This is a genomic window from Synechococcus sp. PCC 7335 (genome assembly GCF_000155595.1).
Classification (GTDB): Bacteria; Cyanobacteriota; Cyanobacteriia; order Phormidesmidales; family Phormidesmidaceae; genus Phormidesmis.
Window position 1 is genome coordinate 4,147,987 of sequence record NZ_DS989904.1, and the last position, 15,990, is coordinate 4,163,976.

A 15,990-nucleotide genomic window follows, 5' to 3' on the forward strand; every position below is an offset into this window, starting at 1 on the left:
TCGCGTGCTAGAGCAGAGGCAAGGTCAAAGCGGAAGCCGTCTACATGCATCTCCTGAACCCAATAGCGCAAGCTGTCCATAATTAGCTTTAGCACTTGAGGATGACGCACGTTCAAAGAATTACCACAGCCAGTGAAGTCCATGTAATACCGCGGCGCTGTTTCTACCAAACGGTAATAGGCAGCGTTATCAATACCGCGCAAAGAGAACGTAGGCCCCAGATGGTTCCCTTCTCCGGTGTGGTTATAAACCACATCAAGAATGACTTCGATATTAGCTTCATGCAGCGCCTTCACCATGGCTTTGAACTCACGTACCTGCTGCCCAGGTTTAGCACTGTAGCCGGCGTGCGGGGCAAAATATCCGAGTGAGTCATAACCCCAATAGTTGTGCAGACCGGTTGTGACCAGATGACCTGGATAGACGTTGTAGTGATGGACAGGCAGTAGTTCAACAGCGGTGATTCCGAGGTCTTTAAGATGGGCGATCGCCTCTGGATGGGCCATCCCAGCATAGGTGCCTCTTAGGTGGGGCGGAATTTTATCGTGCTGTTTAGTAAAGCCCCGAACGTGAACTTCATAGATAATGGTTTGATCCCAAGGAATATCTGGATGTTGGTCACCTTGCCAATCGAAGCTATCATCAGCTACTACGGATTTTGGCATGGCCGAACTGCTATCGGTCAGGGAGAAATCTAAATCGCGATCTAGATTTGCAAAATCGTCCATTGGAAAGCTAAATAGCTCAGGACCAAAGCGAATATCGCCTGTCAGCGCCTTTGCATAAGGATCGATCAGCAGTTTGTTAACGTTAAACCGATGGCCGAGCTTGGGCTGATAGGGACCTTCTACTCGAAATCCGTACCGCTGACCGGGACCTATTCCTGGAATGAAACCGTGCCAAATATAATTGGTCACCTTCGGCAGGGAAACCTGCGTCTCTTGCCCAGATTCATCAAACAAACATAGAATTACCTTGGTGGCATTCTCAGAAAACAGCGCGAAATTTGTACCTGTTTCCATCCACGTGGCGCCTAAAGGATGGGACTTCCCTGGCCAAACTTCTACTGTCATTACTCCTAACCCTTAAAATCCTAATCTTTGAAATCCTAACTCTTGAGATCCCGACCCTGGGGATCTTGTACCTATGAATAGCACCTATAAACCATATGTTCTTAAGTATCTGTTAGAAGTACATATCACCTCTTGAACCGTACCAAAGATTGCTCTCTAGCGGGAAAGACTCTGAGATAGAACGCCACCGCGTCAATCGGTTGCAAAAAGGTCACGACCTCAAAGCTAAGTACAAGCCTAAGAAAAGTTTGGAGAAGACATCAGAAAGTCAAAGCCAACATGATCTAGACATACCAGTGTGGTTGTCCGCGCATTGGTCGCCTCTGCTGTCAGAATAGTCGAAAGGTAGTTTTCTTCTAGACTTGTTATGCGTCAGCTATACCCGCCCATCGAGCCTTATTTTCGTGGGATGCTGCCGGTTTCGTCTCTACATACGCTCTATTACGAAGAAGTAGGCAATCCCAATGGCAAGCCTGTGGTTTTCTTGCATGGCGGACCGGGCGGCGGCATTGTCTCGCTATATCGACAGTTTTTTGATCCGGCCAAGTGGCGAATTATCTTGTTCGACCAACGTGGCTGTGGCCAAAGTACGCCGCATGCAGAACTGACTGAAAACACAACCTGGGATCTAGTAGCAGATATTGAAAGGCTGCGATCGCACCTTTCTATCTCAACATGGACTGTTTTTGGAGGTAGCTGGGGCAGCACCTTAGCGCTTACCTACGCACAAACGCATCCAGATAGATGCGATGGTCTGATTCTGCGCGGCATCTTTATGCTTCGGCCCAAGGAAATTCAGTGGTTCTATCAATCTGGTGCTAGCAATATTTTTCCAGATGCTTGGGAAGGCTATCTTGCGCCTATCCCACCAGAAGAACGCAGCGATTTGGTCACAGCCTACTACGATCGGCTCACCAGTGAGGACGCTACTACTCGAGAAACAGCCGCCAGAGCCTGGTCTATTTGGGAAGCCAGCACTAGCAAACTGATCCCTGATACCGATCTAATTGAACGCTTTGGCGAAGGCAGCTTTGCCGATGCTTTTGCCAGAATCGAATGCCACTACTTCATTAACGGTGGTTTCTTTGATAATCCTAATTACCTACTTGATAACATCGACGCCATCCGGCATATTCCTACCGTTATTGTCCAAGGTCGCTACGATGTGGTTTGTCCAATGACTTCTGCTTGGGAACTCCATCGCCTTTGGCCAGAATCTGAGCTGATCATTGTCAATGAGGCTGGACATTCTGCAACTGAACCTGGGATTACGAGTGCGCTCGTAGAAGCTAGCGATCGCTTTGCTAAACAGGGCAGTCAACCGGAATAAGTACCTAGCTGACCTACTTTTAGGTTCTTGACTCATAACGCGACTCGTAAAAAGATGATGGAGCCAACCGCCGCGCCATTACAAAGTAGCTTGTTAATTTAGTCTTAAGGTAGATTCGGTATTGTCGAGCACCTAGTGTCACAAATTGAATCATGGAACAGCAGCCAGAGACGATTGCCTATTCATCGCTGCCGCCTGAACAACAGCAAAGTCGACTTCGTGAGCTAGCAAGCGTGTTTTTCCGACTAGGCGTAGTTGCCTTTGGAGGACCGGCTGCCCATGTTGCCATGATGGATGATGAGGTAGTCAAAAGGCGGCGGTGGATGAGTCGCGACCAGCTACTCGATCTAATTGGCGTTACGAACCTTTTGCCTGGGCCAAATTCTACTGAGCTAGCGATTCATATCGGCTATGAGCGCGCCCGATGGCGAGGGCTGTTTGTCGCTGGAGGAAGCTTCATCTTTCCAGCGATGGTGATGGTGTGGGTACTAGCAGCACTGTATGTGCGCTATCAAACAGTGCCACAGGTAGGCTGGTTGCTGTATGGGATCAAACCTGTGATTATTGCGGTGGTACTTCAGGCGCTATGGAAGCTAGGTAAGAAAGCAGCTAAAGATCTACCAACGACGGCAGTAGGGTTGGGTGCAATTGCTCTTTACTTTACAGGTATGAACGAAATCCTGTTGCTTTTACTGTCAGGATTAGTCGTGATGCTAGTCAAAAATTACCAGAACAGAAATGTTGGGGTTGGCGCAATCTTGTTGCCATTTTCAGGATTATTAGCTCAAGTAGGAAGGACCGCTGCAACCGCTGTCTCTATCGGCTGGGGAGGTGTCTTCTTATTCTTTCTAAAAGTCGGCTGTGTGCTATATGGTAGCGGTTATGTGTTGCTAGCTTTTCTTCAAAGAGATTTAGTAGAGAAACAATGGTTAACTTCGCAACAACTTTTAGACGCGATCGCTATCGGCCAAATCACTCCCGGCCCAGTGTTTACCACAGCTACGTTTGTGGGCTATCTCCTAGCAGGCAACGCCGGGGCGATCGCTGGCACAATTGGTATCTTCCTTCCGGCCTTTTTGCTGGTAGGTTTAGTCAATCCCTGGGTCCCTAAGATCCGCCGGTCACCGTGGGCTAGCGGTTTCCTAGACGGTGTTAATGCTGGGTCTTTAGGACTTATGGCCGGAGTCACCTATACCTTAGCCCAAGCAGCGTTCGTAGATTGGTTGACAGTTGGTTTAGCGCTGTTAAGCGCTGTATTGGTGCTTCGCTTCAAGATAAACTCGGCTTGGTTAGTTCTAGCGGGCGGCGGAATCGGTCTCTGCCTACATCTGAGTGGATTAGTATAGGGGGAAGCGCCAAGACCTGTTGCTCAAGACCCACTGCTCTAGAAGCCTGACTTGATGAGGTTAAAACTTCCCCAAACCATAGTTCACGTTGTCTGTAGTGAGTTTCTATCTTTCTTCAACACTGTCTTTCTTCTATATTGGGGCTACCTTCTGTTGTGATGTCTATTTCTTCTCTTCGTAGTATCTCTTGCGCTCTAACGGTATCAGTCACAATCTCCTTTCTCAAAGATACATTCTGATAGGGCACAATTCGACGGCAAGATAGTGCTTGCTCTTCATAGATACCCATGCGAACAGAGCCGTCTTCAGCAGTTTCAGCTTCCCCTATATCTATTCTTGTTTCTCCACCATATACCGATTCAATCTCGATGATGATTTTCTCTTTGGTGACAGGCACATCCGCGCTGGCGTCAGTTGTCACGATGCGTTTGGATATCTTCACCTCGCCGGTTTTCACTCTGCGAGTTTGAGCTACAAGCTGCTCTTCATATAGTTCGATAGACGATGGTCTTACCCCAGCAGCGCGACCATCGCTTATAGACATAGAAGGGTTCGACACAACAGAATCTTTACTCTGTGGTTCTGTAGCTATGTCTCTAGAAGAATCAACTCCTGGTTCGACAGCTGCTTCAACAGGAATTGATTCTTCTACTGATCTCATTACAGGAATACGATCATCATCGTTCAAAGGACCAGGCATAATAGCTCCAAGGGCTGAATAAATAATCTCTGCTATATAGTGACCTATCGGCACTGAGATCTTCTTCCGTCAAGGGAAAGATAAAGTTTAATAAGAAACATTAAGAGCTAGTAGATCTCCACACTTACCTCATATTTCCGGATTAATTTATTATATTCCCTCAATTTGGTATTTATAAACACAGAAAATTCTATACCTTTCGTCTGAATACATTCACTCTTTTGAATGGTTTGTGTCTGCCTACTTCTTTATAGGATGAGCCTCTAATTACTTACCTCTTGAGACGTAATGTAATAAACGACCCCTACTGGAGCCTTTGCACTATGGCATATACACCTGATAGAACACCACCTGATAGAACAACGCCCGATAGAACAATACCTGATAGAACAAGCTCGAATGTTCATGTCACTTCTGCAACCACGAGCGCCGTACCTGCGAATCCAGTTATGGAATATCACGATACCGTTCGCTGGGGTCCTATTTTTGCAGGTATCGTAGTAGCCCTTGTTTCGCAACTGATGTTAAGTGCTTTGGGAGCAGCCGTTGGCGGATATGCGGCAGGTGAAGCGACGCCTGGTTCGATCGGCACAGGCATAGGGATCTGGGCAATTATCAGCTTATTAATTTCTCTTTTCTTAGGCGCATGGGCAATGGCAGCTTCCTGTGGTCCGATGAACAAGAAGACAGCAATGCTCAACGCAACCATTATGTGGGCAACGACCCTAGTAATCAGTGGTTGGCTGCTCGCTAGCGGTGTTTCTGGAGCCTTCGGTGTGATAGCTTCTAGCGCTGGCGGTGCACTTACTCAGGTTATTGAGCCCGGTGGTGCTTCTCTACCTAATCCCGACCAAGTTACTCAAGCAGCTCCCAACGTCACCCCCCAAGAAGCGGCACAATATGCAGCGTCAGCAGCCACAGCTAGTATTTCCTTCATCATTGGTTCCTTGCTGGGATTGGTCGCTGCGCTAATCGGCTCTACAGTTGGCGCAAAGCGGCCTAGAGCTGTTGTTCGATAGATAACTACTCAGCTTTTTGAAGTGACCGCTTTTTGAAATGACAAATCTTGTTTGCCGAGGTGACGTACGTACTACGTCACCTTTCTTCTTTTTTAAAGGGGGTTACTAGAAAAGAAGGAGATAGAATAGTGCATTTGGCATAGACACGAACACCTCAAAGCTTTTAGAACTCAAGCGTCTAGATAGTCTTTCGGCATCAGCATACATACCCTCTCTTACGTATGACATTTCAATACAACAGCAAAAATCATGTCCTCTGTCTAGAAAGAAATATCACTATATGAATAGAAAAAAAATATAAGGCTCTTTCCTATATGCGATGAAAGATAATATCTGTTCTTTTAGACTTAGTAGGTACATAACCACTCAAAGAGGTAAAACGTATGGCATTAGTAAGCCTAAAGAACACTTATCCAGACTATAAGAATACTTTTAGTGACAATAGCCTTAGCCACCTAGACGACTATACCGTCTACGCAGACGGCGACGACAAAGTTGGCTCTGTAGAAGATGGCTTGTTCGATGATACTACCGGCCAGTTTCGCTACCTAATTGTGGATACAGGCTTTTGGTTCTTCGGTAAGAAAGTTTTGCTCCCAATCGGTCGTGCTAAGTTTGATAATGCTCAAAAACGAGTGTATGTAGCAGGACTGAGTAAGGGTCAGGTAGAGAATCTACCTGAATATAATGAGAGCACAACCGTAGACTATGACTACGAGGAAAATGTACGCGGCATCTATAGAGAGAACGCAGCTAGTCAGAGTGCTCCGGTCGGTGCTGCTGGCGTAGCGAGTACTGCTGGTACTTACACCCGCGATAACTACACATACGATAGAGACCCTGACCTATACGCAGTAGATAATACGGATACGAATCAGCCCATCCGCCTTTATGAAGAGCGTTTGATTGCTGATAAGAATGTCGTCAAAACCGGTGACGTCGTTGTAGGCAAGCGGGTTGAGGCTGAGACAGCGAAAGTATCTGTTCCGATTGAGAAAGAGAGAGTTGTGGTCGAGCGAACCACACCTACTACAACCACCGCTGGAACTACTGCACACGATTTTGCTGAAGGTGAAGTTGCCCGCGTAGAAGTATTTGAGGAGCAAGCAGATATTCGTAAAGAAGCTGTGGTTCGTGAAGAGGTTTCAGTTAGAAAAGAGCGCGAGCAAGAAGTTGTTAGCGAAGAAGCTACTATCCGCCGAGAAGAGTTGGATGTAGATGCTGGCAGTTCGACGGTAATTGATCGATAGTTTTTTGCTATCAGAGCAACTTGCTCAGTACAAGCGAATCGTAATAACTTATCAGAAGGGTTAGAGGTCAAATGACCTTCAAACCCTTTTTACCTCTGTTGATTTGAATGCTCCGAATAAAAGGTCAATCACGAAGAGCATTACATAAGTGTCAAAAAGCCTCAGCTCTCACTTTTTCTTCGCTGTTGATCGTCCTCTAGTAGATCAAACCGCTTTGGATAAGATAGGCCGTGCCTAGTAAATTCTTTCTTGGCCCTTACTGTTAGATCTGTCTTATAGGCAAATTCATCTCTAGCATCTAGGGGATAGGAGCGCAGTTTGTACAAACTCCCCCAGCTATGTTCAGACATTACAACTGTAATAGGTAGCTTCAGATGCGTATATTTACTGGTATAGGCAATCCGATACAAGATGTTCTCAACTTGCTCAGGGTTTACTTCGTGGTCTAAATAAAACTCCGTGACAACCTGCGCCTCTAGTTCGCCCATGTTGGCATTAGAGACAGGGTTAGTCCAAATGTGGCTGTGTGGAATAGTCACGATATTATCGGAGGGAGTCTGCAAGCGAATACCCCTCAATCCGTAGCTAACAACCTCGCCGTACTCATCTGCGATCGCCACCCTATCTCCAACCCGATATGGCGCTTCAAACAACCCAACGATGCCTGCAATAATCGAGCTAGCATAATCTTTAAAGGCAAACCCTAGAGCAACCGCAACGGTACCAGTCACTGCTAGTACGTTCTCTCTCGAAAGGTTTAAAAACAGATTCATCAATAGAATGACAGTTATCGTCATGACAGTCGTTCGTACAAACGGCTGAAACTGTTTTATCCGTAAGCGATTGTGCCTAGCTACTTGCTCTGATAGCCAGATTACCAAAGCGTCTACGCCTTTAATAGTCAGATAGCAAACAACAATAATAATCAGCGCCTGAAGAATCTTTGGCCCAGTAATTTTGCTAATCAACTCTCTAGTTTGATCGGCTGCCTCTCTAGCGGAGTCTTGAGTTGAGTTTTGTGCCGACCCCGGGGTTGATTGTGCTATCAGCATCCTTATCAAGGGCTTTCTAAATAGATCAATCATCTATGACTTATTCCTATTAAGCTACCTTCATCAATCTAATTACTATCGCTTCTTGCTCTATTTCATGATGTCATAATGATGAAATTGTTGTTCGCTAGCTCTCTTTTTAGTCTTGGGTAGTGAATTGGGTTAGTTTTAATCACGCCGTTCTTCTGTTCAATAACACCCTCGTTGCGCAGAACTTGAACCTGATTGTTAACAACTTGGGGAGAGTCTCCTAGACTTTCTGCTAATGCATCAATGGTAAGGTCGCCATGAAGCATCAGTGCATACAGCAGATATAAATCGCTTTGACTAAGCTCCGGGAGAGGCGGTAGTTTTGGTAGCTGAGCAACAATTTTGACAGGTTGGGTACTGCCTTGATTGGGCTTCTGATTGGGCTTCTGACTAGACTTCTCCAGAGTGCCTTGCTTATTCACATGGCCCTTTTTCAACCCCCGACTTAGCCCTTTATTTGAACCGCTGTCCATGCAACTACCGGTATCGCTACCCGTGGGATAGTCAGTATCTTTTTCGTAGCGTAGTGACCTGATGAATAGCTGCAGTGCTACGATGCTTATCCCATCTGAGATATTAGCTAGACGGTTGAAATACTCAAGTTTTGGGCTAGCGCTCTGCGTATCACTGTCGTGATCAATCGCCTCTTTGACAAAACGTACGGAAGACTTTACTGTTGCTGTTGCCTCTTGAGCAATCTCTGAAAGTGTTTCAACTGGCTTGTCAATAGAAAAACTAACATCTTTCAGCTGGTTTGGATTTCCTAGACGTTTGTGTAGGGCTGCATCACTGAAGTGAATATCAAACTGACTGATAATAGGATCTAGCCATTCCTGAAGCTGTTCTCCAGATAGACTGGGTAGGTGCAACACTTGGTCGCAGTAGGCATGAAATTTGAGGGTAGACTTTAAATACTCCCAGCCAATTTGTCCGCAGCCTAGCACCATGAACTGACTTGAGTCGTTCATTACCGTATCTTGCATATAGTCAATACCATCTAGACCTTGGACACTTCGTAAAAAGCACCAACAAAGATTAGGAATAACAGTGAGCTGCTTCGCACTAGGCCGCTCCATTTCATCAGACTTCGGTGCGACCGGACCGATTTCTTTCTCTAGTCTTCTTCGAATGTTTGCGCCATGTGGCGGACGCTTCACCCAATCTAGTAGTTTAAAAGTTATCTGCTTGTTCTCAATATCCAACCTAGAAAGACTTTCCCCTAGGATCAAAGAAACTGGCAAGACAGGCTGAGCTAGAAAAACTATAGAGTTATTAGCGCTATTGGGATTTTCCATCCATTGTGCGATCGCGCTATTTAAAGGATCTAATATAGCCTGTGTTGCAGAAGGATGAGCTGATAGATCATTTGCTGCATCTATCAGCGCACTAGCGACCTCATCTGGTAGATTAGCGAGGGCTTCTTCTGGCTCTGGCGCAAGATGAGTATCCTTAGCAAACCAACCTACTCGAAAGAAACGTTTGTCGAGTAGCCAATCTCTGAATTTGGAGGCTTGTTTGGCCATAGTGATTTAGTAGTGCAGCTATTTCCTTCTGCCTCTATCAACAGAGCTCTATAGTCATTCCCATAAGCGCTTCGCTCATCCCGATATAAACCCTAAATTCAGACAAGAAGCGGATTCATACCATGAGACAACCCAATACCTCAGTAGCTCACTAAAACACAACCTACTAACGTCCGACCCATCGATATGGGGATATGTAAAACATGGGTATGCTCGCAGATTATGTCGGGTAACTATTTGCTGAGTAGCTATCTGTTGGATATCTATTTGTTGGATATCTATAGTATAGCTATTGACCGTTTTCTGTTTGCTCGCGCTGTCTTTTGACCATTGTTAGCACAGAGCGAGAAAGATTGAGTGCTCTAGGCGAGTCTCCTTCTGGCTGAACAGGCCACCCTTCTCGTTGCTTGGCTCTATTCCCGTCAGTTTCCTCGGTCTGATCATGGAAGAGAACCTGTTGAGTGGGAAAGGGTAGATCTATTCCAGCAGCAACCAACTCGTTACATACATTTTCTAGAACCCAATCTCTTGATGCTACCATGTCAGCCTGTCTCGGCGGTTCAATCCACCAGCGAGCTCGGATGTTAATTGTGCTATCTGCTAGCGCGACAACTAGTGCTTCTGGTGCGGGATCTTTGATGACTTCATTGCGGCTACTGAGGGTTCTAAGGATGATTTTCTTCGCTTGGGCGATATCATCGCCATAGCCAATTCCGATATCGTATTCTAATCGTCTACGATCATAAGCAGTATTGACGATGACTGCGTTAGTAAAAAGTTCTGCATTAGGAATCACTACCCGGCGACCATCATAAGTGCGAATAGTCGTTGCTCTTGTCTGAATGTGTTCTACAGTTCCTTCGTAGCCATTAAAGATAATTTGATCGTTTAGCTTGAAAGGTTCTGTTAGCAGAATTAATATACCCGCTAGGAAGTTCTGTAGAATATCTTTAAAGGCAAAGCCAATAGCAACACCGCCAATACCCAAAGCTGCTAGAGCGTCAGCAGGATTAAAGCTAGGAAAAATGATAGTAGCCGCAATTAGGAAACCTAGAATAACCAGCCCCCCTTGAATCAAACGACCAAAAACTAGACCAACGTTGCGCGTGTCTCGATGTTTGGTTTGCCGTCGAATAAAAGATCGAACAAATCTACCTAGAATCCAAAAAAGGATAAAGATGACAATGCCGATAACAATATTTGGAAGCAGTGCGATCGCCCCTTGAATCATACTTGAGAGCTTTTCCGTTGCTGCTGAAAGTGAAATACTATTTTCCACGTTTTTCTTAGAGAATCCTATCAACTTTGTATACAAGAGCACAGTATAGAACAAGATGTAACCTATTCCTCTATCTGTGAATGGACCAAGCTTAGAAAGAATCAACAGGGTTTTGTTGCTTCAGTAAGATCTGCAAAGACTATACAAATTTCCGAAAGCTTTAGCTAACAGTAGATTACCCAACCACATAAGTAAGACTGCACCTGAACTGCACCGCGTCGTTACAAACATGGAATACAAAGCATCAAAAAGAGCTAACCGGAACATCTTCTCGGTTAGCCCTTTTTCTTATTGATGGCGTTTGCTCAGCAGCTCGTTGCTAGACTTAGTCAAACGATAATCAACGATACTTATAGTTGTAACGCTTTGATAGGTATGGTTGTTTCGATGCGGTCATAAAAACCAATGTCAAAACACCAATACAAAGTAACTACTATAAGACAACTATGGAGTGATTTCTTCTAACGCTTCTTGAATGTTTTCTTCGACAGAAGTAGCGCTCGAGTCTTTAGGACTATACATGTTCTCCTTATCCCCTGCACCCTGCACGCCATTTAACCCCTCAGCGGAGTTCTTCATAACGCTCTTGCCATCGTTATTGCTAGAAAGCTTGCCAGAGATTGTGTTCTCAGACTTTTTTTGGACGGTGTTTAACTGCTCCAAACCCTTCGAAGGACTAGAGTTGCTACCGCCGATAGCAAGCGCCGGAGCAGCACTAGTGAAGAGGAAAACCGCACAGACAGCCGCGATCACAAATGGACGGAAGCTAGCAGTCAACGTTGAAAGATAGTTGAGTATCTTTTTCATGGAAATTTCTCCTGAGAATTTAAAAGATGAACGAGTCGAGTAACACAGTTTGCTCTGTAGGCTACTTGCTAGACAGCTAGCTTTATAGAAAGTCCTTCAACTCGACTCAATTTTAGGCTAGGACATAGCTACTCTATACAAGGAGTGCAGTTAACAATTCCTAATTAAAGAAGTCCTTAATAGATTCAACTACGCCACCAGTAGCGTCTTCGACGTCGTCAGCAGCGTCAGCAGCAGCACCTTTGGTCCGGCCAATGTCGCGCTTTACCTTGCCCTCTAGTTGGTCAGTCGCTCCGTCTATCTTATTAGCAGCGCTGTCCATATCTAAAGAGTCTTTGGTTGCACCGACACCACGCTTGATTGTACCAACTGCACTATCAACAGCTCCTTCAACTTGGTCACTAGCACCAGCACCAGCAACCCTATCTAGCTCAGCAGCAGCCCGCTCGTTGACGACATCAGCTGCCGCTTGTGAGCCAACTGCATACGCAGATGCTACGGAACTGCCAAAGATCGCAATAGTCACCATCACCAGACAGGCTGCGCGAAAAAACCACTGCCTTAGCGCATTCAAACGTTGGTCAAGAACAACCATCCTAACGTCTCCTTATTATTCCTAAAATAATTTAGTCAGCTCCTTAATAGAATCGCTTTATCGATCCTAGCCCCATCCATCTTCCGGAAGATTCGAGTGCATCTATAGAAAGAAACAATTGTCTATGCTCGCCCAGGATCTCTACTTATCTAGAGAGCTTGACATTCTAACTGTCTATAGAAACCTTGTGAGTTCTTCAATTGAAGAACTCCCACTTGCCCGCTGCTAGCACAACCTAGCGCTACTGAACTTAACAGGCCCTAACAGATAATCCGTGATAGGCATAGTGCAAAGAAGCATTTGTACTGAAGACTGGTTCTATAGTCCATCTGGCCTATCACATAAGGGTTTCAAACGTTTCCTCCTTAATAGATATAAGAGGAATGATCCATCTCTATCCTTTGTGGTGCGGCATAGTCATAATTTTAGATAAAATAAGAGCTATCCTACGAAGGATATGCACCAAAAGGGTACGGCGTCTACATTAGATAGTTAATCTACTTGATGATGAATTGAGCAAGCATTCTTTGTTAACTCTCCTTCTTGTGACCTATCGTAGCTCAGCCCTGATTATGAATAACAGTTCGTCAAACCAAGAGAAAAGGTAATATGGAAACAACTGAGCAGCGGATGGAGTCAACTGAGCAGCGAACTGTTGGACAAATCGAACGGGAGCTTTCACAAAAGATACAGGCGCTTTACAAAAAGCATCTGGGTCAACAACCCAGTAAAGTGTCATGTCAACTATTTAGTCGAAAGCTTGTCGTTGTTCTAGAAGATTCGGTGACTCAGCCAGAGAAGCTACTTTTCGAAGAAGGGCAGTTAGAACTAGCGGAGAAAGTTCGTACGGATTTAAACGAGGCGATGCAGCCTCAGATCAAGACATTAGTTGAAGAAATACTAGGCGTTGACGTTCTAGACCTACTGTGCGACGCAGCCATCGAAACAGGCAGAATTGGTATTATCGTTGTCCTATCAGACGCACCGAAAGTCCGTAATCCAGAAGCTATTCCTAAGCTAAAGAAGTAAAGCATTTAGCGAAGCTAATCAAAATCCCTGTTTTAGGAAATTTTGTGTCCTCAGAAACTCTGGGTTCTGCGCAATAAGTTTCGCGTGATGAGTTTTAGTGAATTAATCAGATAAGATAAGCTTTCTGCTGTAATGCTGGTCTTGAAAGTGTTGGTCGTGAAATTACGGCCTCGGATACAGCGGTTCGAATAGAATCTGCTACTGACCTACCATAGAACACTGGAGGTCTGTAAGAGCCATAGCGGTATATGTGCAAAGAGAATATATATCAGAAGGTAGGCCTCTGCTTTAGCTTTATTCCTTCTATTGATTGACTAGTCCCTTGTACGCACCATCTTAATATCTTTAGTGACTAGACAAGCTTGGCAAAGAGAGTTGTGTCGATGGGTTCCTTCGGCTCCTGTTTACAGGCTAATTTATTTTTGTAAAGATGACTCTAATTCTCTTAGAGCTGCTTCTCTAGTCTTTATCTACGAGTATGTTTCATCTATAGGCAGTCATACTTGTGAAATCTTGCGTACATAGCGCAGATACTTTCGTTTAAAAGAACTACTGGAGCATTTTTATGGCAATAGAGTTAAAAGAGGATCTTGCATACATCTTGCTGAAGAAGATGAGCGATCGCCCAGACTCGTCTGAGCCGCTTCCCTTGAGCTTGACAGCAGCAGATTTTGTCGGCCGCAATACCGACAGAACTGAGATTCTGGCGCACCTTGACTACATGAACCAGAAAGGGTACATCAAGGCAGACTTCTCCGGAGATGCTTACGCCGACTCAGGTCCTAACCCACTGCCAGATAATGTAGAGCTTCAGTCTGTTGAGCTTACACCCAGTGGCCAGGACCTGTTTAAAAGGATGAGCGAGAATCCTCCTGAAGGCCTGCAGTCAGGGCCAAGTACGCCGATTGCGACTAAAGATATGGACTTTTTGAAGAAGGTCATGCTCAAAGGCCATATCTCTGATATCTACGATGCCAGAGACCTTACAGAGATAGTCTTTCGCACCATGCGAGACCTAATGACCACAGAAGCTGCAGGCAATGTCGCTAGCGAACTGCACACATCCGCGGTCGATACTGACAAGAAAGCAGCTCAAGAAGAGGTTGCTGATTTGTGGAAAGACTCTAATCCGTTGGTTCGGTTCCTGAGTCAGATTCGACCTAAGCTGAAGTTTGATGATAAGACCTTCTTTTTTAGAATCGAGAAAGAAGGAGGGTTGCCAAAAACCACTGGTCCACAAACAGTCGTCAAGGCAGTCTTTAGCGCCACTAAAGAAGAACTTTCTAACGAGCGAGTTGCTGAGATAGCAGAGTTCATGCCGGGTGAAGTTCGTACATTATGGGAGGAAGCATAAATTATGGCAACGACCGACAACAATCCAAGCGGACACGATCCAAGAGAACCCAATCAGCCGGGGACCGAAAATATTAACCCTGGTGATAAGGAAGCGCCTCCGGGTACTTCTGTGGAAGAAAAGGGCGAGAAGACTGCCGTGGCCTATGAAGATGCTACCGGCAATCCAGTTGAGGTGCCAACCTACTTCACTGTAGAAGGCGAAGACGGCGAGAAAGAAGCACTACATCACGTGAAGGATGCAGAAGAGATTTCCGACGTGATCCGCCAGGCGCGCACAGATGAAGAGGGCGATCGCAAATGGTAGTAATAAGCATACCAAGCTAAAAACTAAGCTAAAAAAACAAGTCTGCCTTTCACATCCTTCACCTAGCTTCTGTAGTTATGAGTGCTTGATATAGCGATTGAGGCCAGAGCCGGTTCGAGCTGGTTCAATTGCGCTTGCACAATTGCTAACATTGGCGGTAGCCTAGTTTCCGACAGCTCATCATAGAGAGCCCCTATCTGAGTGGCTTGTCTGTGGTGAGCTTTTCGATGATAAATGCAGCTAGTCATCTGAAAGGTAGTCGTCTAGGTACATACATCTAGATATAGGTGAAGGGACCGATATGGATATGTTGCTCGAAGAAATCCGAAGTAAGCTGGTTGATATAGCGGCGCAGGCGATCGTTGTCTTTCCTCAGATTATTTTGGCAGTGATTATTCTGCTGCTCACCCGAACGGTAGCTAATCTGGTTCGCCGAGGCATGCACAGAGTAGCCTCGAGAACGCTCAAGAGTCTTTCCCTACAGTCTTTGCTTGTTCAGACCAGCTTCGCGGCAACGTGGACTGCTGGTATTCTGTTTGCCTGTATTATCGCTTTTCCTGATCTTGGGTTTGGTGATTTAATTGCTCTGTTAGGACTAGGCTCAGTTGCCATAGGTTTTGCTTTTCAAGACATCTTCAAAAACTTTTTATCTGGCGTTTTACTGCTACTCCAAGAGCCTTTCTCAATAGGAGATCAAATTATCGTCGATAGCTTTGAAGGCACTGTCGAAGAAATTGCGCTGCGCTCCACACAGATCAGAACCTATCAGGGTGAGCTAGTTGTGGTGCCCAATTCTATTGTCTTTACTAGTCCGGTACAGGTGATGACAGGTAGGCCAAGCAGGCGGACCGATCTAGCAATTGGCGTAGACTACAATACACCCCTATCCCATGCAGTCAGAACGCTGACGGAAGCTGCTAGAAGTGTCGAAGAAGTCACTTCTAATCCGGCAGTCGAGGTGGACATCGTCGGCTTTGGTGATAGCTCTATTGATATGGTCGTGCGCTACTGGACCCGATCAGATCAGGCCTCTGTTCGCCGATTAAAGACGCAGATGATGCTAGTTCTGAAGAAAGCTTGTGATCAAGCAGATATCAATATTCCATATCCTATTCGTACGATCTATCACTTTGATCAGGAAAAATACAGTGATAACGCTCGCATAGAAGACGCGAATGGTCGTTCACAAACACCCACACATAAGTGAGGTTGTAACACATCAACTGCTTGGCACAGAAAAAATAAAGCAGCTATATCGCATCTATGTAGATGCAATAGTACATATCTAAAAGTATTC

15 protein-coding genes are annotated in these 15,990 nt (G+C 45.5%); 8 read left to right on the forward strand and 7 right to left on the reverse strand.

Annotated features, from left to right (window positions below):
- The coding region (locus S7335_RS26945; protein ID WP_038016468.1) for a glycogen-debranching protein at positions 1-1,073 on the reverse strand (1,073 nt) is incomplete at its 3' end.
- A 367-nt stretch (positions 1,074-1,440) separates the two neighbouring features.
- Here S7335_RS26945 and pip point away from each other — a divergent pair.
- Both pip and chrA read left to right on the forward strand, forming a co-directional pair.
- The gene (gene pip, locus S7335_RS17425) at positions 1,441-2,403 is read left to right on the forward strand and encodes a prolyl aminopeptidase (RefSeq protein ID WP_006454187.1); all 963 of its coding nucleotides are present in this window, start codon (positions 1,441-1,443) and stop codon (positions 2,401-2,403) included.
- A gap of 152 nt (positions 2,404-2,555) precedes the next feature.
- Positions 2,556-3,749 (forward strand): chromate efflux transporter, encoded by a 1,194-nt coding sequence (gene chrA / locus S7335_RS17430; RefSeq protein ID WP_006453914.1) that lies wholly within the window; start codon positions 2,556-2,558, stop codon positions 3,747-3,749.
- A gap of 115 nt (positions 3,750-3,864) precedes the next feature.
- Here chrA and S7335_RS26155 read toward each other — a convergent pair whose 3' ends face one another.
- Positions 3,865-4,449, reverse strand: coding sequence for a YsnF/AvaK domain-containing protein (locus S7335_RS26155; protein WP_006456259.1), 585 nt, complete (start codon positions 4,447-4,449; stop codon positions 3,865-3,867).
- Between the two features lie 323 nt (positions 4,450-4,772).
- Between S7335_RS26155 and S7335_RS17440 the strand changes: the two genes are divergently transcribed.
- Both S7335_RS17440 and S7335_RS17445 read left to right on the forward strand, forming a co-directional pair.
- On the forward strand, positions 4,773-5,468 hold the full coding sequence (locus S7335_RS17440; RefSeq protein WP_006453795.1) for a hypothetical protein: 696 nt from the start codon (positions 4,773-4,775) through the stop codon (positions 5,466-5,468).
- Between the two features lie 383 nt (positions 5,469-5,851).
- The gene (locus tag S7335_RS17445) at positions 5,852-6,718 is read left to right on the forward strand and encodes a DUF2382 domain-containing protein (RefSeq protein WP_006453801.1); all 867 of its coding nucleotides are present in this window, start codon (positions 5,852-5,854) and stop codon (positions 6,716-6,718) included.
- Between the two features lie 161 nt (positions 6,719-6,879).
- On the opposite strand, the gene S7335_RS17450 is transcribed toward S7335_RS17445, so the two are convergent.
- From S7335_RS17450 to S7335_RS17470, 5 genes are all read right to left on the reverse strand, one after another.
- Positions 6,880-7,803, reverse strand: a complete 924-nt coding sequence (locus tag S7335_RS17450) for a mechanosensitive ion channel family protein (RefSeq protein WP_006456351.1) — start codon at positions 7,801-7,803, stop codon at positions 6,880-6,882.
- Between the two features lie 62 nt (positions 7,804-7,865).
- The gene (locus tag S7335_RS26160) at positions 7,866-9,323 is read right to left on the reverse strand and encodes a helix-turn-helix domain-containing protein (protein WP_006454179.1); all 1,458 of its coding nucleotides are present in this window, start codon (positions 9,321-9,323) and stop codon (positions 7,866-7,868) included.
- A 289-nt stretch (positions 9,324-9,612) separates the two neighbouring features.
- On the reverse strand, positions 9,613-10,602 hold the full coding sequence (locus S7335_RS17460) for a mechanosensitive ion channel family protein (protein WP_006456067.1): 990 nt from the start codon (positions 10,600-10,602) through the stop codon (positions 9,613-9,615).
- Positions 10,603-11,046: 444 nt separating this feature from the next.
- Complete coding sequence (locus tag S7335_RS17465; protein ID WP_006456388.1) at positions 11,047-11,409, reverse strand: hypothetical protein; 363 nt, start codon at positions 11,407-11,409, stop codon at positions 11,047-11,049.
- Positions 11,410-11,569: 160 nt separating this feature from the next.
- Positions 11,570-12,004, reverse strand: a complete 435-nt coding sequence (locus tag S7335_RS17470; protein WP_006454313.1) for a CsbD family protein — start codon at positions 12,002-12,004, stop codon at positions 11,570-11,572.
- Positions 12,005-12,613: 609 nt separating this feature from the next.
- Between S7335_RS17470 and S7335_RS17475 the strand changes: the two genes are divergently transcribed.
- The 4 genes from S7335_RS17475 (at position 12,614) to S7335_RS17495 (ending at position 15,900) form a co-directional block, all read left to right on the forward strand.
- Positions 12,614-13,033, forward strand: coding sequence for a DUF2294 domain-containing protein (locus tag S7335_RS17475; RefSeq protein WP_006454521.1), 420 nt, complete (start codon positions 12,614-12,616; stop codon positions 13,031-13,033).
- A gap of 565 nt (positions 13,034-13,598) precedes the next feature.
- On the forward strand, positions 13,599-14,387 hold the full coding sequence (locus S7335_RS17480) for a DUF2267 domain-containing protein (RefSeq protein ID WP_006453771.1): 789 nt from the start codon (positions 13,599-13,601) through the stop codon (positions 14,385-14,387).
- Between the two features lie 3 nt (positions 14,388-14,390).
- On the forward strand, positions 14,391-14,693 hold the full coding sequence (locus S7335_RS17485; RefSeq protein WP_006453597.1) for a hypothetical protein: 303 nt from the start codon (positions 14,391-14,393) through the stop codon (positions 14,691-14,693).
- A 301-nt stretch (positions 14,694-14,994) separates the two neighbouring features.
- Positions 14,995-15,900, forward strand: a complete 906-nt coding sequence (locus S7335_RS17495) for a mechanosensitive ion channel family protein (RefSeq protein WP_006454520.1) — start codon at positions 14,995-14,997, stop codon at positions 15,898-15,900.
- Positions 15,901-15,990: the final 90 nt, after the last annotated feature.

Coding starts and splice junctions, on each gene's coding strand:
- S7335_RS17450 (WP_006456351.1), bottom strand. CDS start 7,803: ATGATTGATCTATTTAGAAAGCCCTTGATAAGGATGCTGATAGCACAA.
- S7335_RS26160 (WP_006454179.1), bottom strand. CDS start 9,323: ATGGCCAAACAAGCCTCCAAATTCAGAGATTGGCTACTCGACAAACGT.
- S7335_RS17485 (WP_006453597.1), top strand. CDS start 14,391: ATGGCAACGACCGACAACAATCCAAGCGGACACGATCCAAGAGAACCC.
- S7335_RS17495 (WP_006454520.1), top strand. CDS start 14,995: ATGGATATGTTGCTCGAAGAAATCCGAAGTAAGCTGGTTGATATAGCG.
- S7335_RS17465 (WP_006456388.1), bottom strand. CDS start 11,409: ATGAAAAAGATACTCAACTATCTTTCAACGTTGACTGCTAGCTTCCGT.
- S7335_RS17480 (WP_006453771.1), top strand. CDS start 13,599: ATGGCAATAGAGTTAAAAGAGGATCTTGCATACATCTTGCTGAAGAAG.
- pip (WP_006454187.1), top strand. CDS start 1,441: ATGCGTCAGCTATACCCGCCCATCGAGCCTTATTTTCGTGGGATGCTG.
- S7335_RS17470 (WP_006454313.1), bottom strand. CDS start 12,004: ATGGTTGTTCTTGACCAACGTTTGAATGCGCTAAGGCAGTGGTTTTTT.
- S7335_RS26155 (WP_006456259.1), bottom strand. CDS start 4,449: ATGCCTGGTCCTTTGAACGATGATGATCGTATTCCTGTAATGAGATCA.
- chrA (WP_006453914.1), top strand. CDS start 2,556: ATGGAACAGCAGCCAGAGACGATTGCCTATTCATCGCTGCCGCCTGAA.
- S7335_RS17445 (WP_006453801.1), top strand. CDS start 5,852: ATGGCATTAGTAAGCCTAAAGAACACTTATCCAGACTATAAGAATACT.
- S7335_RS17475 (WP_006454521.1), top strand. CDS start 12,614: ATGGAAACAACTGAGCAGCGGATGGAGTCAACTGAGCAGCGAACTGTT.
- S7335_RS17440 (WP_006453795.1), top strand. CDS start 4,773: ATGGCATATACACCTGATAGAACACCACCTGATAGAACAACGCCCGAT.